The sequence below is a fragment of the Lysobacter sp. BMK333-48F3 genome, from assembly GCF_019733395.1.
Lineage (GTDB): Bacteria > Pseudomonadota > Gammaproteobacteria > Xanthomonadales > Xanthomonadaceae > Lysobacter.
This window is the reverse complement of record NZ_JAIHOO010000001.1, coordinates 4,403,474-4,422,418: the sequence shown is the minus strand read 5'-3', so window position 1 is coordinate 4,422,418 and position 18,945 is coordinate 4,403,474. Positions and strand designations below refer to the sequence as shown.

Below are 18,945 nucleotides of genomic sequence, written 5' to 3'. Positions count from 1 at the left end.
ACATTACGTGAAAGGGAAGCTAATTTTCGCCCTGGCGATACTGGTACTCGTACTGGCCGCGGGGACGTATCTGTCGGGATACGTGACGCTGATGTTGATGAAGATCGATACCGCGGCGCTCAAGTGGAGCACCTATATCGATTACCTCAAGGTCCTGGACCTGCCGCAGTACAAGCCTTACGCGGGCAAGATCAAGGCCGGCGGCTTCATCGGCTACGGCGCGCCGCTGATCGGCTACCTGGTGCTGGTCGCGCTGATGCTGAAGCCGCAGAAGAAGTCGATGCACGGCGACGCGCGCTTCGCCAAGGCCGGCGACCTGGCGGCCAAGGGCATGTTCAAGCCGAGCCCGACCAGCATCGTGGTCGGCAAGTTCAACGGCCAGCTGGTCCAGCTCAGCGGCCAGCAGTTCGTGATCCTGGCCGCGCCGACCCGCTCGGGCAAGGGCGTGGGCATCGTCATTCCGAACCTGCTGAACTACCAGGGTTCGATGGTGGTGCTGGACATCAAGCAGGAAAACTTCGACCTGACCAGCGGCTGGCGTTCGCAGCAGGGCCAGGAGATCTTCCTGTTCAACCCCTTCGCCGAAGACCGCCGCACCCATCGCTGGAACCCGCTGACCTACGTCTCCAACGATCCGGCGTTCCGCGTCTCCGACCTGATGAGCATCGCCGCGATGCTGTATCCGGACGGCTCGGACGACCAGAAGTTCTGGGTCAGCCAGGCGCGCAACGCCTTCATGGCCTTCACCTTGTACCTGTTCGAGGCCTACGACGACGCGCAGAAGGTGGGCTTCCCGTTCGCCACCGCGCCGACCCTGGGCGCGGTCTACCGGCTGTCCTCCGGCGACGGCAAGAGCGAGCTCAAGCCGTTCCTGAAGGGCCTGTCGGAGCGGCCGTTCCTGAGCAGCAACGCCAAATCGGCGTTCGCCAACATGCTGTCGCAGGCCGACGAGACCTTCGCCTCGATCCTGGGCACGTTCAAGGAACCGCTGAACCCCTGGATCAACCCGGTCCTGGACGCGGCCACCGCGACCGACGACTTCCTGCTGACCGACCTGCGCAAGAAGAAGATGACGATCTACGTCGGCATCCAGCCGAACAAGCTGGCCGAGAGCCGCTTGATCGTGAACTTGTTCTTCAGCCAGATCATCAACCTCAACACCCGCGAGTTGCCGCAGAACAACCCCGAACTCAAGCATCAGTGCCTGCTGCTGATGGACGAGTTCACCTCGATCGGCAAGGTCGACATCATCGCCTCGGCGGTGTCGTACATGGCCGGCTACAACATCCGCCTGCTGCCGATCATCCAGAGCATGTCGCAGCTGGACGCGACCTACGGCAAGGACGTCTCGCGCACCATCATCACCAACCACGCGCTGCAGATCATCTACGCGCCGCGCGAGCAGCAGGACGCCAACGATTACTCCGAAATGCTCGGCTACACCACCGTGCGCAAGACCAACGTCACTCGCGGCAAGGAAGTCTCGCGCAGCGAGTCGGAAGAGCGCCGCGCGCTGATGCTGCCGCAGGAACTCAAGGCGATGGGCTTCGACTCCGAGGTGTTCCTGTACGAGGGCATCCCGCACCCGGTGAAGTGCGACAAGATCAAGTACTACCAGGACAAGCTGTTCACCCAGCGCCTGCTGCCCAAGGCGGTCGTGCCGGTGCTCGACATCAAGGTCGGTTGAGCCGGCCGGCATCGCCGGACGCGATTGGACGCCGCCGGGAGACCGGCGGCGTTTTCGTTTCCGTCCTGGCGATACCCGAAGCGTAGGAGCGGCGTCCCACAGGGATTTCCTCCGGCCGTGAGCCGCGACGACCGAAGCGGCGAAACACCGCGACCGTGTCCGAAGCTTCGAATCGTCCCGATTGGCCAGGCAGCTTTCGTTGCAGCGGGCATCGGCCGAGGGTGCTCGCGGGCGTTGCTTGGATGGGTCGCGGCCTACGCCGTTCCTGCAGGGAGGGCGTACGCCATCGGGCGTCCTCCCGGGCCATAATGGGGCCATCCCCACACGGCGTTCGCTTCCGCATGAACGATCTGCGCGTATCCCTGGTGCAAGGCGCCACCCATTGGCACGACCCGGCCGGCAACCGCGAGTACTACGGCCATCTGATCGGTTCGTTGCGCGGCCTCAGCGACCTGGTGGTGTTGCCGGAGACCTTCACCAGCGGTTTCAGCAACGACGCCATCGGCAACGCCGAGACCATGGACGGACCGACCGTGAGCTGGATCCGCGAGCAGGCGGCCCGGCTCGATGCGGCAGTCACCGGCAGCGTGCAGTTGCGTACCGACGCGGGGGTGTTCAACCGCCTGCTGTTCGCGACCCCGGACGGGGCCTTGTCGACCTACGACAAGCGCCATCTGTTCCGCTACGCCAAGGAGCACGAGCGCTACGCCGCGGGCCGCGAACGCCTGAGCGTGGAGTGGAAGGGCTGGCGGATCTGCCCGATGGTCTGTTACGACCTGCGCTTCCCGGTGTTCTCGCGCAACCGCTACGACGTCGAGCGCCCCGGCGCGCTGGACTACGACCTGCTGCTGTACGTCGCCAACTGGCCGTCGGCGCGGGCCTATCCGTGGAAGACCCTGCTGCGCGCGCGGGCGATCGAGAACCTGTGCTACGTCGCTGGCCTGAACCGGGTCGGCACCGACGGCAACGGCCTGCATTACTCCGGCGACAGCGCGGTGATCGATTTCCTCGGCCATCCGGTCAGCGAATGCACCGACGAGGAAGTGGTGGTCACGACCACTCTGCAGGCGGCGGAACTGGCCGCGCACCGCGAGCGCTTCCCGGCGATGCTGGACGGGGACCGGTTCGAGCTGGTCTGAGGCCGAAGCGGCGTCGGTTTCTGCGCGTCCCTGTCGCGGCTGATGACCGGAGGAAATCCCTGTGGGACGCTGCTCCTACAAGAACCCGCCTCACGCTTTGGGGTAGGAGCGACGCAAGTCGCGACATCGAACCGCACGCGGCCGCGCAGCGATCTGCACTCCCGCGGTCGCGACTTGCGTCGCTCCTACCCTGGGTGGGGTGGGCGGCTTCGATAGGTAGCGCCGTGGCTGCGGTTTCTGCGCGTCCCATGGTCGCGGCTGACGCCGCTCCTACAAAAGCAGCAGCCCCTGTAGGAGCGGCGTGAGCCGCGACCCGGGACCGCGCCGCAACCCGCAGCCCCCAGCCGCGGCAGGGCCGTTCGAACACGACGCTCAGCCGCCGCGCGGCCAACTGCGGTCCAATTCGCCGTTGCTGTCCGGCGCGTCTGCGCCGCGCAACCCGCGCTTGTGGAAATACACCTGTTCGGCGGCCCAGCGCAGCGGCGTGGAGTGCAGCAGCAGATCGAACGGCCAGTCGAACTGGAAATGGTCGAAAGCCCAGCGCAGCGCGCGCTTGCGGCGGAAGCGCGGGGCGGCGTCGCGGGCGATGGTTTCCGGCGCCGGGCCCTGGCCCAACGCGTGCAGGGCGATGGCCTGGCCGAGGGTTTCGCCGTGCGCCCAGGCCGAGTGGATGCCGCCGGCGGTGACCGGCGAGACGATGCCGGCGGCGTCGCCGGTCAGCATCACCCCGTCGCGCGCCAGCGGAAACACCGGGCCGCCGCAGGGGATCAGGCCGGCGCGGGTCGCGGTCGGCGCGATCGCCGGATCGAGTCCGACCACGTCGCGCACCCGCTGCAGAAAACCGTCGATATCCGGCACCCGCGCATGCTCGGGGTCGTGACGCAGCGCCAGGCCGGCCTGCACGCCGGTCGGGTTCTGCGCGACCCAGCCGATGTAGCCCGGCGCATAGCGCTTGCTGACGAAGCAGTGCAGGGCGCCGGATTCGGGCAGGCTGGCGCCGGGGAACTCGTACTCGATCCCGTACAGGAACTCGTGGGTGCGGCCCAGGCCGGTGCGTTCGGCGACGCGCGACTTGGCGCCGTCGGCGCCGACCAGGAAGCGGGCGCGGCCCACGCCTTCGATCAGCCAGCCCTCGCCGTCGCGCTCGGCCTGGGTGAAGGAGGCGCCCAGGCGCAGATCGACGCCGTGCCGGACCAGGTCCTGGGCCAGCCAGCGCATCAGCCGCGGCGTGTCGGTGGTGAGGAAGTAATAGCCGGGCGCGCTCAGCGCCATGCTGCGCAGCTTGGGCGAATACAGGCGCACCCGTTCGACCCGGTGCAGACAGCCGGCCGGGGCGCGGCTGAGCCAGGTCTGTTCCGCGGCTTCCTTGACCACGATGCCGGTGGTGCGCAGTTTTTCGCCCGGGTCGCGCTTGCGTTCGAGCACGACCACGCGCAGGCCGGCGCGCGCGGCGGCGAGGGCGCAGGCGGCGCCGGCGAAGCTGGCGCCGACCACGACCAGGTCGCAGTCGTAGGAACGGGAATCGTGATTCATGACCGGGTCTCGCAGGGGGAGTGCGGGACCAGTCTGGACCGCGCCGGCGAAGACTCGATGGCGTCAGTGTGAAGTCGCTGACCCGGCCGTTCAGGGCTGTGACGGGCTAAGCGCTCGAACCGAGAACGCCAGCGCGTCCAAAGCGGGCACTGGATCCGGCCCGCTGGCCGCGCGCACGATCGCGCCGTCGACCGCCTGAGCCAGCGCGCGTGCGCGCAGCTCGCGCTGCGGCGCGTCCGCCGGCAGCAAGGCGGCGATGCGTTCGGCCAGGGCCTGCTTGTGCTGTTGCGCGCAGACCACGGCCTCGGGCAGGGCAGGGCCGATTTCGGCCACCGCGTTGATGAAGGCGCAACCGCGGTAGTGCGGATGGGCGAACCATTCGGCCAAGGCCGGCACCAGCGCTTGCGTGCCGGGATGGGCCTGGCCGTGACGCTGCAACGCGGCGTCGAACCAGCTCATCCAGCGTTCGTGGCGATAGTTCAGGAACGCCAGGATCAGTTCGTTCTTGCTCGGAAAATGCCGGTACAGGGTGACCTTGGTGACGCCGGATTCGGCGATCACCCGGTCGATGCCGGTGGCGCGGATGCCTTCCAGGTAGAACAGATCGTGGGCGGTGCGCAGGATGCGTTCGCGCGCCGGCAGGGCGGCGGTGTCGGGGGCGGAAGTACGGCTCATGGACGCATGGTAGACCGACCGGTCCACGTTGCGCCAGTTGATGTAGACAGATCGTCCTACATGATCTAGATTGCCCATGTAGACAATTCTGTCTACATGCCTGGAGCTTGCTGTGAACACTCGCCCCCCGTTGCCGCCGTTCAGCCGCGAAAGCGCGATCGAAAAAGTCCGTCTGGCCGAGGATGCCTGGAACTCGCGCGATCCCGAGCGGATCGGCCAGGCCTACAGCGTCGATACGCGCTGGCGCAATCGCGCCGAGTTCCTGCAGGGGCGCGAGGCCGCGGTGGCGTTCCTGCGCCGCAAGTGGGACCGCGAACTGGAGTACCGGCTGATCAAGGAGTTGTGGGCTTTCGAGGGCCATCGCATCGCGGTGCGTTTCGCCTACGAATGGCGCGACGATGCCGGGCAGTGGTACCGCAGCTACGGCAACGAGAACTGGGAGTTCGGCGACGACGGATTGATGGCGGTGCGGGTGGCCAGCATCAACGACCGTCCGATCGCCGCCGACGAACGCCTGTTCGATTGGCCGCAGGGGCGCCGGCCGGACGCGCACCCGGGACTCAGCGAACTGGGCCTGTAAGCGGACGCGAGCCGACCTCGCGCCGCGGCTCGGCTTCCGAACCGACATCCCGAACGGCCTCCGACGCCGCCGCGACGAATCGCGGCGGCCTGTCCTGGAGACGAAACCCGGCGAAGCGATGCAGCGCCGCGAAGGCGCTGCATCCAGGGGCTCAGGGATTGAGCTTCCAGCGCTGGTAGCCGTTGCCCAGGCAGTCGTACACGCGCAAGTAGGCGCCCTGGGCGGCATTGTCGAGCGGGTCCAGGCAGGTGCCGCTGCCGACGTTGTACAAGCCATCGCTGCCCGGCATCGGCATCCAACGCTGCGCGGAAGTGTTGTCGCAGGCGGCCAGGCCGACTTCGCCGTTGCCGGCGGCCTGCAGGCACTGGCTGCGGTTGCGCATCAACAGGCGGAAACCGTCGTCGCGTTCCATCGACTGGTTGGCGTTGTTGCTGGCGCAGCTCCACAGGCCGGCGCGGTTGCCGCCGGCGAGGGTGTCCAGGCACAGGCCGCTATAGGTGTTGAGCAGCACCTTGGGCGAGCCGAGCGTGCCGTACTTGTTGTCGGCGGCGATGCAGTCCTGCTGATCGGTGCAGGCCGAGCGCGCGATCGCGGCGCAGTTGCCGTAGTTCTTCGACGTGCTGGAGGTCGGTGCGACACTGCCGTTGGCCGAGGCCGGACGGAAGAACACCGCGCTGGTCGCCGGCACCTGGGCGCAACTGGCGTATTGATCGCTGCCCTGGGCGTAGTTCTCCAAGAATTCGACCGTGGTTTCGTTGAGCCCGCCCCAGGCGGTCGGCACCTGGATGGTCGCGACCTTACGGCTGGCGCCGCTGGCGGTGTCGGTGACGTAGGCCGCCCAGCGCGCCTGCGATTCGTTGACCAGGCGCAGCTTGTACTTGCGGCCCTGGGCCCAGGCGTAGGGGATCCAGCATTGCACGCCGCTGCCTTCGTGATCGAAATAGCCGCATTGCGCATCGGGCTCGGCGGTCCAGCCGGTGGCCTTCCAGATCGAGAAATTCAGCGCTTTCTCGCTGCCGGCGCGCTGCTGCAGACCGATGTAGCCGCCGTCGCCGTTCTTGAAGTAGAACTGGTGCGCCCAGTAGGTGTAGCCGCTGTTGCCGGGCTCCTGGGTGACGGCCAGATAGATGTCGCGATCGGCATAGCCCGACGCGGTCGCCGGCCAGGTGCGGTCGATCGCGACCATGCCGCCGGCGACGATCGCGCCGGCGGTCGAGTGCGATCCCAGGCAGAACAACAGCAACAGCCATTTCGCGATGCGCATGGATTCCTCCGGTCGGTGCGGGTCGGGTGCGCGGTCCGCGGCGGCGACATCGTTGTTGCCGCCGCGGCGACGCGCGCCGATTACGCGCAGGCCGATCCGGCGGACGTCAATGTGTGCTCAGGCATGAAAATCGCGCGTCGAGCAACGACGGGGCCTGCGGCACGGCGCAAGCCGCGGGTGAAAGTTTCGCCGCGCCGGTTTGCCGCGATGCCGCACGCCGAACTGCGCGAAACGCCGCCCCTGTAGGAGCGGCGTGAGCCGCGACCAACCGAAGCGACGTTCGAAAGCGGAACATCCGAATTCCGGGCGTTGAGTCGAAAACGAAAGCGCTGAGCGCATTCGCTTTCGGATCGGTTCGCTTTCGGAGCGGTTCGGCTGCAGAGCAGTTCGATTTCCGGGTAGTGCGCTCTCGCGTACACCGCTGTGGCTATCGCGGTTGACGCTGCTTCTGCAATGCACAGCGCAAGGCAGGCGCAGAAACGACACGGGGCGCCTTAGCGCCCCGTGTAGTGATCGACCGGTACGGACTCAGCCGCGCGGGCCGCGTCCGCCGCCGGGACGGCCGCCGCCGCGCGGGCCGCCGGGCCGCGGGCCCTGCGGACGTGCGGCATTGCCGGGACGTCCGGCGCCGCCGGGGCGCCCGCCCGGCTTGCCGCCGCCCGGACGCGCGTTGCTGCGCGGGCGTTCGCCGTAAGGGTTGAAACCGCCCGGATTGGCGTGGTCGGAGGGGAAGGAGGTCGGGGCGTTGCCCGGGTGACCGTAGGGACGCGCGCTGCGCTGGGATTGGCCCGCGCCGCCACCGCCGCCGCTGCGGCGTTCGCCGCCGAAACCACCGCCGCCGCCAGCACCGCCACCGCGACGTTCGCCGCCGGCACCGCCACCGCCGCCGCCACGGCGTTCGCCGTAGGGACCGCCGCTGCGCTCGCCGCCGAAGCCGCCCGCGCCGCCGGCCGAGCGGCCGCGACCACCACCGCCACCGCCACCGCCACCGGCCTTGGCGCCATAAGGCTTCTTGCCGCGGCCGTCGGGATTACGGTGACCGCTGGGGCCGGTTTCCACGCCTTCCGGCACGTACCAGGTGCGGAACGCGGCGGGGTTGCCGTCCGGCAGCGGCTTGGGACCCTTTTCCTTGCGCTGCTTGAACGGCTTGTGCGACTGCTTGGCCGCGGCTTCGCCGCTGACCGTCAGGCCGCCGTGCTTGCGCGGGCCGCCGCGGCCGCCGCGGTCTTCGCGCACGTGGTCGAAGCGGCGTAGTTCGCGGCCCTCGTCGGCGGTGTTGTGGCCGCCGACGTAGCCGTGCGAACGCTCGCCGCCGGACAGGTGCACGGTCGACTTGGTCGCCTTGCGCTGGCCGATCACCGGCTGCAGGGTCAGCGCCGACGGGGCGCCGTCTTCCAGGCCGAGCTGGGTGCGCAGGGTTTCGACCTTGTCGGCCGCCAGTTCCTGCGAGTGGCCGCGCAGCAGTTCGCGCGGCAGCGCGACCTTGCCGTAGCGGATGCGCTTGAGGCGGCTGACCTGGCAGCCCTGCGACTCCCACAGCCGGCGCACTTCGCGGTTGCGGCCTTCCTTGACCACGACCCGGAACCAGTCGTGCGAATCGCTGCCGCCGATGCGTTCGATCTCGTCGAACTTGGCCGGGCCGTCGTCGAGGGCCACGCCGCGGGCGAGGCGGTCGACCAGGTTGTCCGGCACCGTTTCCTGGCCTTCCGGCGCGCGCACCCGGCAGACGTACTCGCGCTCGACCTCGAAGGAGGGATGCATCAGCGCATTGGCGAGTTCGCCGTCGGTGGTCAGCAGCAGCAGACCGGTGGTGTTGATGTCGAGGCGGCCGATCGCGATCCAGCGCGCGCCCTTGAGCGCGGGCAGCGAATCGAAGATGGTCGGCCGGCCTTCGGGGTCTTCGCGGGTGGTGACTTCGCCTTCGGGCTTGTTGTACATCAGCACGCGCGAGGCCTCGGTCAGCGCGCTGGCGACGAAGCCGCGGCCGTCCAGCTCGACCTTGTCGCCGCTCTTGATGCTGACGCCGATCTGGGCGACTTCGCCGTTGACCTTGACCAGGCCGTCGGCGATGCGCTGCTCGAGCGCGCGGCGCGAGCCCAGGCCCGCTTGAGCCAGCACCTTGTGCAGGCGTTCTTCCAGTCGCGGCGCTTCGCTGGCGACGGTGTCGGTGCCGCGCTTGAGGGACAGCTTGCGGCGGGTTTCTTCAGTCATTTCTCTTGCTCCGGCCGGTCGTCTTCGGACTCGGCCTCAAGTTCCGGAACGGTCGTCGTCTCGACGGCGTGTTGGTCTTGCTCGTGATCGTTCGCGTCCGCCGCGCGCTCGCCCGGCGCGGCTTCGGGGTCGTCCGACAGGACGGTGTGTTCGGGGTCTTGCGTGGCCTCGGCGGAGTCGCCTTCGGCTTCGTGCTCGGGTTCTGCGCCGGTTTCGCCGGCTTCGGCCGCGGGCGCCGCTTCGGCGTCGTCTTCGGCGGCCGCGTCGTCGTCGCTGTCGGCCTGGTCCTGGTTGGCGGCCTCGCCGACGCCGGTGGCGCCCTCAGCGCCGGCTTCGCCGTCGCCGGTGGCGATGCCGCCGGCGGCGATCGGCGCGCCGTCGAGCGGCAGCTGCGGTTCGAGCTCGCCGATGTCCTTGAGTTCGGACAGCGGCGGCAGGTCGTCCAGGCGCTTGAGGCCGAAATAGTCGAGGAAGGCCTTGGTGGTGCCGAACAGGGCCGGCTTGCCGGGCACGTCGCGGTGGCCGACGACGCGGATCCACTCGCGCTCTTCCAGCGCCTTGATGATGTTGCTGCTGACCGCGACCCCGCGCACCTGTTCGATCTCGCCGCGGGTGATCGGCTGGCGGTAGGCGATCAGGGCCAGGGTTTCCAGGGTGGCGCGGGTGTAGCGGGTCTGGCGTTCGGTCCACAGCCGGGCGACCCAGGCGTGCACGTCGGCCTGGACCTGGAAGCGGAAGCCGGAGGCGACCTCGACCAGTTCCACGCCGCGTTCGGCGCAGCCTTCGCGCAGGGTCTGCAGCGCGGTCTCGACGCTGTCCGGCGGCGGCGGCTGGTCTTCCGGAAACAGCGCATGCAGTTGCGCCAGCGTCAACGGCTGGTTGGCCGCGAGCAGGGCGGCTTCGACGATGCGGGTGACTAGAAGTTGGTCCATGCGGGCCGGGGAAGTCGGGAATGGGGAATCGGGAAAGCGATAAAGCGATAAAGCCTTTAAGTCGAAGCCGAGGGCGTCGGCGCGGATGCGGTCATGGCGCCTGTTCGTCGTTGGCGGCGTCGTCGAACTCGCTGCTGAGTTCGATTTCCGCCGGGTCGGTCATCAGCGCCAGCGACTTGACGTAGATCGGCGCCAGCGGCCCGTCCTGGACGATCTCGATCAATTGTTCCTTGGCCAGGGTCAGCAGGCCGAGGAAGGTGACCACCACCCCGAGCCGGCCCTCTTCGGCCGTGAACAAGGTCTCGAAGCGATGGAACACGCCGTCGGACATGCGGGTGAGCAGCTCGCCCATGCGCTGGCGCACGCTCAGCGCGTCGCGCTTGATCGCGTGCTGGGTGTACAGCTCGGCACGCTTGAACACGTCGTGCAGGGCCAGCAGCATCTCGCGCAGCTCCACCGGCGGCGGCAGCTTGACCGCGGCCCGGTCCGGCACGAAGGCCTGCACCGGCGCGGTGTCGCGGTCCTGGCGGGGCAGGGTGTCGATGTCCTCGGCCGCCTTCTTGAACCGCTCGTACTCCTGCAGGCGGCGCACCAGTTCGGCGCGCGGGTCCTCCTCCAGGCCTTCCTCGTTGGGCGCGCGCGGCAGCAGCATGCGCGACTTGATCTCGGCCAGCATCGCGGCCATGACCAGATAGTCGGCGGCCAGCTCGAAGCGCATCTCGTGCATGGCCTGGATGTAGTCGACGTACTGGCGGGTGATGTCCGCCACCGGAATGTCGAGGATGTCCAGGTTCTGCCGGCGGATCAGGTACAGCAACAGGTCGAGCGGGCCCTCGAAGGCCTCCAGGATGACCTCCAGCGCGTCCGGCGGGATATACAGATCCTGCGGGATCTGCAGAACCGGCTGGCCGTGGACCACCGCCAGCGGCATTTCCTGCTGCTGCGGCGGCGTCGGCGCTGGCGTGGGTTCGGTCGCGGCGGGCGCGGAATCGTTGGTCATTCGAGGCCGGCCCCTCCGGGCCGTGGGCACTGCAGTTGCGACGAGGCTTGCGGCGCAGGGCCGCATCGGGACGCCGCCCGGGGTCGTGCGAAGACCGGATCGGGTTCCCTACGGGTGCTACGGGCCACTCAAAAGTCGTGTGCTTTGGCCCGAACGGTCCCGGCCTGCCGGCGCGCGGGGCGACGGTCTCAGGCGGAGGAGGTTGCGGGCGCCGGCCGGTGCACTGCAGCTTGGCACGGCGTACCGGCGCACCGATGGTGTGCGTGGGAGTACGGGTGCTGAACGTGGCGACGGGGTGGGGCCGGTCGCGACGGGCCGCTGCAGCTGGCCTGGGGCAATTGACAGTTAGGGTAAGGGCTGGGGCCGGCACTGTCCAGCGTCCGGCCTGAACGCCGCCGCCACGGACCGGCGGCGCCGGCCCAGGCGGGCCGGGGTTTCCCGCGCATGCCGCACTGCGATTAGACTGTGCCACGGGGAACAACCTACGGACTGGTATTGAGATGAAGGAAGCCACCACGCTCGCCCTGGCGCTGGCCGCGGCGTTGGGCCTGGCCGCCTGCGATCGGGCCGCGGCCCCGCAAGCCTCCGCGCCCGCGACGGCAGCCGCCGCACCCGCGGCGGACACCACCCCGGCCGCTCCGGCGACCGCCCCGGCCGCGGCGCCCGCCGCGCGTCCCGCGCTGCCGGCCGAAGCCTGCCAGCGCAGCGAAGACGGCTTCGGCGCCTTCTTCGAACGCTACGTCCAGGACCCGGCGGTGCGCGCCGGCTATACCGCCGCCCAGCTCGAGCTCCGCGACCTGCGCGATCCGGCCAAGCCCGGCCGCAGCGTGCCGCGCGAACAGGCCGATCCGTTCCGGATCGCCCTGGTCGACAGCCAGTGGGTCTACGACGAGCCGGGCAAAGACCCCGGCCAGCTCGAACGCATCGACAGCCGGCGCAAGCTCGACGGCGACCGCATGCGGGTCGATTTCGTCCGCGCCGAATTCACCCCGGACGACGACGTCGCCAGCACCAAGGGGGCGCCGGAAGCCTATGTATTCACGTTCGAACAAGGGTGCTGGCAGCTGAGCCAACAGCTGCGCTGACGCCTGCCGCCGCTGTCGCCGGCAACGACAGCGGAAGCCCGGAACCACCAACGACAAGGAGAAGTTACGATGCCCAAATATTCGATCGTCGAATCGGTCGGCCGTAATGTGGAACACGTCCACGATTACGAAGACCTCGAGCGCCATCACCCCAGCCGCGGCAACGAACGCGGCCGCGTCTACGGCACGGTCAACGGCGAGCGCGAAGAGCTGCTCGGCAACTACCGCGGCACCCCGACCGTCTCGCGCGACGGCGACTACTACGTGTCCAAGGACCTGGTCCTGCAGGCCGGCGGCTCCAGTTCGGTGGCCGTGCCCGCGGTCGCCAGCGGCTACATCGGCCGGATCGACCCCAGCGACGGCATCGTCCAGATCTACGACCGTCCGGCCAGCGATCCGAACCGCGAGATGATCGCCCAGTACCGTCACCTGGACCTGCGCAACACCCACCTGCAGGCCGGCGACCGGATCGAGTACGGCCAGTCGGTCGGCATCCAGGGCGGCTTCAACAACGGCAATCCCAGCGCGTTCGGCAAGCACGTCCACATCGACATCAACACCAGCTACCTGCCGCAGATGGAGCGCTACGTGCGCGACCTGGACAGCGGCGCGATCACCACCGACCGGCGCCCGCCGGCGCAGGACAACCTGACCGGCCCGGCCCGGGTCAGCGACGTGTCCGGCAACGGCCGCAGCGTGCACAGCCCGGGCGGCAACGGCTCGCAGCCGCGCCCGGAGGCGATGGCCGACGGCGTGCTGCGCAAGGACGAACGCGGTCCGGACGTGCAGAACCTGCAAGACCGCCTCAACCAGCTCGGCTTCCGCGATGCGGCCGGCCACGCCCTGACCGCCGACGGCAAGTTCGGCCAGCGCACCAAGGAGGCCGTGCAGGCCTTCCAGCGCGCGCACGGCCTGGAAGACGATGGCATCGTCGGCCGCGACACCTTCAACGCCTTGCGCAACGCCCAGCGCGCCGATGCGCCGGCGCGTTCGGCCGACCCGGCGCGCTCGCCGCTGCTGTCGGACGCCAACCACCCCGACAACGCCATGTATCGGCAAGCGGTGACCGGCCTGGAGAAGCTCGGCGGGTTCCGCAATCACCAGGACCTGGAGCGCGCCGCGGCCACGCTGACCTACGACGCGCGGGTCAGCGGCATGAACCGGATCGACCACGTCGTGCCCAACGCCAGCGGCACCGGCCTGTTCGCGGTCCAGGGCGAGCCGACCGACCCCGGCCACCGCCGCGCCTTCGCCGACCGCGATCAGGCGGTGCAGCAGACCGTCGAGCAGTCGACCCAGAAGCTGCAGCAGGACGTGCCGGCGATGGCGCCGCAGGCTGCCCAGCCGAGCCAGGCGCAGGCGCAGCGGCCGATGACCGCCTGAGTTCGTCGCACCCGGCGTGAAGCGCGGCCCGCATCGGCGACGATGCGGGCCGTGTCGTTTGGGGTCGGGAGAAAGGCGGCGAGACGGCGGCAGGTGGAGCGCGGAAGGGGCCGCGGCCCTCACCCCAACCCCATCCCGGCCCGAACGCACGGCGTTCGGGCATTCGGTGCCGCGCGAGCCAGTGGCTGGCAAGCGCAGCCCCTCACCCCGCAAGCGGGAGAGGGGCGCGCGAGCGGGAGAGGGGTTGGTGCGAGGTTGCGTCTTTTCTGGGCGAGCGGAAGAGGGCTGGTGCCTCCCTTCTCCCGCTTGCGGGAGAAGGTGCCCCGCAGGGGCGGATGAGGGCAGGGCATCGACGCGCCGCATCCGGCACCGCCGGTCGCGCGCGCGGCGCCGTTAGAATGCGGGCCTTGCCCGCTTACGAGGTCGCTGGTCGCCATGTGGTATCTGATCGAGGGTTACGACGTCGCCGATGCGCTGCCCAAGCGCGGTCCTGCGCGCCCGGCGCATCTGGCGCGGCTGGAAGCGCTGCGCGACCAGGGCCGCCTGCTGCTGGCCGGGCCGTGCCCGGCGATCGACGCCGAAGATCCGGGCCCGGCCGGTTTCAGCGGCAGCCTGATCGTGGCCGAGTTCGAATCGTTGCAGGCGGCGCGCGCCTGGGCCGACGCGGATCCGTACGTGGAGGCCGGCGTCTACGCGCGGGTCGAGGTGCGGCCGTTCCGCAAGGTGCTGCCGTGAGCGCCGGCCCCTTGCCGCGCGAGCAGCGCGTCGCCGCGATCCGCGCCGCGATCGAGGCCGCGCTAGCGCCGCAGGCGCTGGAGATCGAGGACGAAAGCCACCGCCATGCCGGCCACGCCGGCGCCCAGGACGGGCGCGGCCACTTCCGCGTCGCGGTGGTCAGCGAGGCCTTCGCCGGCCTCAGCCCGATCGCGCGCCATCGCGCGGTCTATGCCGCGGTCGGCGAGTTGATGAACACCGATATCCACGCGCTGGCGATCAGCGCGCGCACGCCCGCCGAAGCCTCGCGCTGATCGCGCACGCCGCGCCGCTGCGCCGCGCTGCGCGGTTTCGATCATCGGCCGCATCGAAGCGTCGACGGTTTTGCCGCGACGCAGCATAATGGCCCCGGAAGGGCGCGGCTAACGCGCGCTTTACACTCGTGGCTGAAAACGTTTACAGTCGGCCCACTTTCCCACCGCGAGAGGGGCGGTCCAGGAACGTGGTGAGCGTGACGATCAAAGACGTCGCCCGCGCGGCGCAGGTGTCGGTAGCGACCGTGTCGCGTACCTTGAACGGCCACGGCAACGTCGCCGAAGAGGTGCGCCGGCGCGTGCTCGCCGTGGCCCGCGATCTGCGCTACACGCCGCACGCCGCGGCGCGCAGCCTCAGCAGCCGGCGTACCCAGACCCTGGGCGTGGTCCTGCCGGACCTGCACGGCGAATTCTTCTCCGAACTGGTGCGCGGCGTCGACCAGATCGCGCGCGAACACCGCCTGCACCTGCTGGTGTCCAGCTACCACGGCTGCCCGGAAGAGCAGGTCGCGGCCTTGCGCGCGATGCGCGGACGGGTCGACGGCCTGCTGGTGATGTCGCCGTACGCGCAGGCGCAGACCACCGTCGCCGAGGAACTCGACAGCGCGCTGCCGGTGGTGCTGATCAATTCGCAGGACGCCGTGCCGGGGCCGATGTCGCTGAGCATCGACAACTACGGCGGCGCCCAGGCGATGGTCGACTACCTGATCGACTGCGGCCACCGCCGGATCGCTTTCATCGCCGGCCCCGAAGCCAACTACGACGCCCACGAGCGACTGCGCGGCTATCGCGAAGCGCTGGCGCGGCGCCTGCCCAAGGCCGCCGAATGGGTGCTGCCGGGCGAGTTCGACGAAGCCTCCGGCCATCGCGCCGGACAGGCGCTGCTGGCGGCGCCGCAACGCCCCGATGCGGTGTTCGCGGCCAACGACATGATGGCCTTGGGCTGCTTGTTCGCGTTCGCGCAAGCCGGACTGAAGGTGCCCGACGACGTCGCCGTGGCCGGCTTCGACGACATTCCCTTGGCCCGCTATGTGCACCCGACGCTCACGACCATGCGGGTCAATATCGCCGAATTGGGCGCGCGGGCGGCGCGCCTGTTGTTGAGCAAGCTCACCGCCGACCCGGCGCCGCAGGACGCGGCGCCAACCACCGACGAACCGCGGCAAACGCAACTGCTGCAGCCGGAACTGATCGTTCGCGAATCGGGCATGCGTCGAGGGGGCGACGGCTGATCCGCGCGGAAAAAAATTTGGCTGCGGCTGTAAGCGATTACACAAACGCCGCTCCACCGCAACGACTTGCTGTACGTGCTCCTTGGAGGGAGGAAAGCATATGAACCCAACGACCCCGCGTAACCCGATGCAAAGACCCGGCCGCAGCCTGTTGGCCTGCGCCCTGGCCGGCTGCCTGGCGATGGCCGCGCCGGCCGCGCTGGCGCAAAGCACCGCTGCGACCATCCGCGGCGTGGTCAGCGGCGACGCCGGCCCGGCCGCCAACGCCAACGTCACCGCGACCAACCTGGCCAGCGGCCTGAGCCGCAAGGTGCAGACCAGCGCCGACGGCAACTACACCCTGGCCGGCCTGCCGCCGGGCACTTATCGCATCGACGTGGACGCGGGCGGCAAGACCAATTCGCGCAACGTCACCGTCGCGGTCGGCCAGTCGGCCACGCTCAACGTCTCCACCGGCGGCGTCGCCGAGACCGCGCCGGCTGGCGAGGCAACCGAGCTGGACAAGGTCACCGTGACCAGCGAAGCGCTGGCCGAGGTGCGCACCTCGGAGAACGCGACCTACATCAGCACCAAGCAGATCGAATCGCTGCCGCAGGGCACGCGCAACTTCCTCGCCTTCGCCGACACCGTGCCGGGCGTGCAGTTCGTCCAGTCCGGCAACGGCTCGACCTCGATCCGCAGCGGCGCGCAGAGCTCCAACGGGGTCAACGTCTACATCGACGGCGTCGGCCAGAAGAACTACGTCCTGCCCGGCGGCGTCGGCGGCCAGGACGACACCCGCGGCAACCCGTTCCCGCAGTCGGCGATCGGCGAATACAAGGTCATCACCTCCAACTACAAGGCCGAGTTCGACCAGCTCAGCAGCGCCGCGATCACCGCGGTGACGCGCTCGGGCGGCAACGAATTCCACGGCGACTTCTTCTGGGACTACACCGCCGAGAAGTGGCGCTCGCCGACCCCGGCCGAAGAAAAGGCCGGGCGCAAGACCGACTCCAAGGAAGAGCAGTACGGCGTTTCCTTCAGCGGCCCGATCCTGCGCGACCGCGCGCACTTCTTCGTCGCCTACGAGGCCAAGGAATACAACACGCCGTTCACGATCAAGCCCGGCGAGGGCGTCGGCGTGGCCCAGCTGCCGGCGCAGTTCCAGTCGCTGGTCGGCGGCGTCAACGCGCCGTTCAAGGAAGACCTGTACTTCGCCAAGATCGACTGGCTGCTCGGCGAGAACCACTATTTCGAACTGACCGGCAAGTACCGCGACGAGACCGAGATCACCGGCGTCGACGGCATCAACACCGTGCCGTTCGGCACCGCCAAGGACAATAGCGACAAGCGCCTGGATCTGCGCTACCAGTACACCGGCCAGGGCTGGATCAACGACGCCCACCTGACCTACGAGGACGCCAGCTACAACCCGCGCGCCAACGCCTTCGGCAACGGCTACGTGCTGACCCGCGCCGACGTCGATTCCAACGGCGGCAAGCGCGTGCTCAACGCCGGCCCCGGCGAGAATTTCCAGAACAAGGCGCAGAAGGGCTATTCGTTCCAGGACGACCTGACCCTGACCGACCTGCAGTGGCACGGCTACCACACGGTCAAGATGGGGCTGAAGTACAAGCGCATCGACATCAGCGCCGCCGAGCAGATCCCCTACAACCCGCAGTTCTTCTACGACATCGACCGCGACCTGGGCGCGCCCTACCTGGTCCGCTTCGGCGCCGGCCTGCCGGGGATCGCCGACGGCAGCGTCGAGTCGCGCAACAAGCAGTTCGGCATCTACATCCAGGACGACTGGGAGGTCAACGACAAGCTGACCCTGAACCTCGGCATCCGCTGGGATTACGAGACCAGCGACGTCTACACCGACTACCGCACCCCGGCCGACGTGGTCGCCGCGCTCAACAGCCAGGACCCGCGCGCGCCGGCCGGGCAAAGCTATCGCCAGACTCTGGCTCGGGGCGGCATCGATCTCAACGACTACATCAGTACCGGCCGCGAGCGCAGCAACTTCAAGGACGCGTTCCAGCCGCGCCTGGGCTTCTCCTACGATCTCAACGCCGACCAGCGCCACGTGATCTACGGCGGCGCCGGCCGCGCCTACGACCGCAACATCTTCAACAACCTGCAGCTGGAAACCACCAAGGGCACCTTCCCGACCTATTCGTTCCGCTTCAACCAGCCCGGCCACGCCTGCACCCCGGGCGTCGGCGACTGCCTGGCCTTCGATCCGCGCTACTTCGACCGCGCGGCGCTGGAAGCCCTGGTCGCGGCGGATCCGAACAACGGCCGCGAGGTGTTCCTGCTCAACAACGATCTGAAGACCCCGTACTCGGATCAGTTCAGCATCGGCATGCGCAACGCGCTGACCATCGGCGAGACCGAATGGCAGACCGACGTCGGCCTGTCGCGCATCGTCAGCAAGGACGGCTTCGCCTTCCTGCTCGGCAACCGCCGTCCCGACGGTTCGTTCTATCCGCCGGGCGCGCAGTGGGGCGCACCGTTCGGCAACGGCATCCCGGGCTTCGGCCGCGCGCTGATCCTCGGCGTCAACGGCATCGAGACCCGCGCCAATTCGCTGCTGGTCAAGATCGACAAGCCCTACACCCGCGAGTCGGGCTGGGGCGTGACCGTGGCCTATACGCTGACCGACGCCGAGGAGAATCGCGAGAACGGCGAGTCGTTCTCGCTCGACCATCCCAGCCTGGCCGGCTTCGGCTGGCACGACGCCAAGGGCGTGCCGCGCCATCGCCTGGTCGCCACCGGCATCTACGACGGTCCGTGGGGGCTGACGTTCTCGGGCAAGCTGACCGTGGCCAGCCCGACCGGCTACTACTTCGTCAATTGCTCGCAGGCGCCGGCCGGCAACGACGGCCAGTGCTTCACCGACCAGTTCAAGCCCGACGACACGATCGGCTTCAAGCAGCTCGACCTGGCGGTGAGCAAGGAGTTCGATACCGGCGCCGGGATCAAGTTCCGCATCCGCGGCGACCTGCTCAACGTCACCAACGAGCGCAACTACAACCAGTACGAAACCTATGCCGGGCGCCTGGGCGCGCCGAACGCCAAGTTCGGCGAGCACCAGGACGGCATCATCCTGCCGACGCGCATGTTCAAGCTGTCGATGGGCTTCAGCTGGTAACGCCGCGCGCGCCGGCCGCGATCGCGGCCGGCGCCGCTTCCTCGAGTTCGATTCAATCAA

At 69.0% G+C, this 18,945-nt stretch carries 15 protein-coding genes; 9 read left to right on the top strand and 6 right to left on the bottom strand.

Features of this window, described 5'->3' with window-relative positions; all coding sequences use genetic code 11:
- The first annotated feature begins 7 nt into the window (after positions 1 to 7).
- Positions 8 to 1,687, top strand: coding sequence for a type IV secretory system conjugative DNA transfer family protein (locus tag K4L06_RS18980; RefSeq protein ID WP_343225786.1), 1,680 nt, complete (start codon positions 8 to 10; stop codon positions 1,685 to 1,687).
- A 341-nt stretch (positions 1,688 to 2,028) separates the two neighbouring features.
- Positions 2,029 to 2,826: an amidohydrolase gene (locus tag K4L06_RS18975; protein WP_221672880.1), complete on the top strand. Its 798-nt coding sequence runs from the start codon at positions 2,029 to 2,031 to the stop codon at positions 2,824 to 2,826.
- Positions 2,827 to 3,198: 372 nt separating this feature from the next.
- Here the strand turns inward: K4L06_RS18975 and K4L06_RS18970 are convergent, their stop codons facing one another.
- Together K4L06_RS18970 and K4L06_RS18965 are read right to left on the bottom strand one after the other, a co-directional pair.
- Complete coding sequence (locus K4L06_RS18970; RefSeq protein WP_221672879.1) at positions 3,199 to 4,359, bottom strand: NAD(P)/FAD-dependent oxidoreductase; 1,161 nt, start codon at positions 4,357 to 4,359, stop codon at positions 3,199 to 3,201.
- Between the two features lie 90 nt (positions 4,360 to 4,449).
- The gene (locus K4L06_RS18965; RefSeq protein ID WP_221672878.1) at positions 4,450 to 5,034 is read right to left on the bottom strand and encodes a TetR/AcrR family transcriptional regulator; all 585 of its coding nucleotides are present in this window, start codon (positions 5,032 to 5,034) and stop codon (positions 4,450 to 4,452) included.
- 112 nt (positions 5,035 to 5,146) lie between these two features.
- Between K4L06_RS18965 and K4L06_RS18960 the strand changes: the two genes are divergently transcribed.
- Positions 5,147 to 5,614 (top strand): nuclear transport factor 2 family protein, encoded by a 468-nt coding sequence (locus tag K4L06_RS18960; RefSeq protein WP_221672877.1) that lies wholly within the window; start codon positions 5,147 to 5,149, stop codon positions 5,612 to 5,614.
- Positions 5,615 to 5,765: 151 nt separating this feature from the next.
- On the opposite strand, the gene K4L06_RS18955 is transcribed toward K4L06_RS18960, so the two are convergent.
- The 4 genes from K4L06_RS18955 to K4L06_RS18940 form a co-directional block, all read right to left on the bottom strand.
- Entirely contained in the window at positions 5,766 to 6,878 is a 1,113-nt protein-coding gene (locus K4L06_RS18955) for a ricin-type beta-trefoil lectin domain protein (protein WP_221672876.1), read from the bottom strand.
- 528 nt (positions 6,879 to 7,406) lie between these two features.
- Positions 7,407 to 9,089 carry a pseudouridine synthase gene (locus K4L06_RS18950; RefSeq protein WP_221672875.1) on the bottom strand — a complete coding sequence of 561 codons (1,683 nt, stop codon included), beginning with the start codon at positions 9,087 to 9,089 and terminating at the stop codon, positions 7,407 to 7,409.
- Positions 9,086 to 10,021: an SMC-Scp complex subunit ScpB gene (gene scpB / locus K4L06_RS18945; RefSeq protein ID WP_221672874.1), complete on the bottom strand. Its 936-nt coding sequence runs from the start codon at positions 10,019 to 10,021 to the stop codon at positions 9,086 to 9,088. The genes K4L06_RS18950 and scpB overlap by 4 nt, the downstream gene beginning before the upstream one ends.
- Before the next feature lie 91 nt (positions 10,022 to 10,112).
- Entirely contained in the window at positions 10,113 to 11,021 is a 909-nt protein-coding gene (locus tag K4L06_RS18940; RefSeq protein WP_255595260.1) for a ScpA family protein, read from the bottom strand.
- A 500-nt stretch (positions 11,022 to 11,521) separates the two neighbouring features.
- Between K4L06_RS18940 and K4L06_RS18935 the strand changes: the two genes are divergently transcribed.
- The 6 genes from K4L06_RS18935 (at position 11,522) to K4L06_RS18910 (ending at position 18,885) form a co-directional block, all read left to right on the top strand.
- Positions 11,522 to 12,106, top strand: a complete 585-nt coding sequence (locus K4L06_RS18935) for a hypothetical protein (protein ID WP_221672872.1) — start codon at positions 11,522 to 11,524, stop codon at positions 12,104 to 12,106.
- A gap of 69 nt (positions 12,107 to 12,175) precedes the next feature.
- Positions 12,176 to 13,489 carry a peptidoglycan-binding protein gene (locus tag K4L06_RS18930; protein WP_221672871.1) on the top strand — a complete coding sequence of 438 codons (1,314 nt, stop codon included), beginning with the start codon at positions 12,176 to 12,178 and terminating at the stop codon, positions 13,487 to 13,489.
- A 435-nt stretch (positions 13,490 to 13,924) separates the two neighbouring features.
- On the top strand, positions 13,925 to 14,224 hold the full coding sequence (locus tag K4L06_RS18925) for a YciI family protein (RefSeq protein WP_221672870.1): 300 nt from the start codon (positions 13,925 to 13,927) through the stop codon (positions 14,222 to 14,224).
- The gene (locus tag K4L06_RS18920; protein WP_343225785.1) at positions 14,221 to 14,517 is read left to right on the top strand and encodes a BolA family protein; all 297 of its coding nucleotides are present in this window, start codon (positions 14,221 to 14,223) and stop codon (positions 14,515 to 14,517) included. Before K4L06_RS18925 ends, K4L06_RS18920 begins: the two co-directional genes overlap by 4 nt.
- Before the next feature lie 191 nt (positions 14,518 to 14,708).
- Entirely contained in the window at positions 14,709 to 15,749 is a 1,041-nt protein-coding gene (locus tag K4L06_RS18915; RefSeq protein WP_343225784.1) for a LacI family DNA-binding transcriptional regulator, read from the top strand.
- 127 nt (positions 15,750 to 15,876) lie between these two features.
- Positions 15,877 to 18,885, top strand: coding sequence for a TonB-dependent receptor (locus K4L06_RS18910; RefSeq protein WP_255595258.1), 3,009 nt, complete (start codon positions 15,877 to 15,879; stop codon positions 18,883 to 18,885).
- Positions 18,886 to 18,945: the final 60 nt, after the last annotated feature.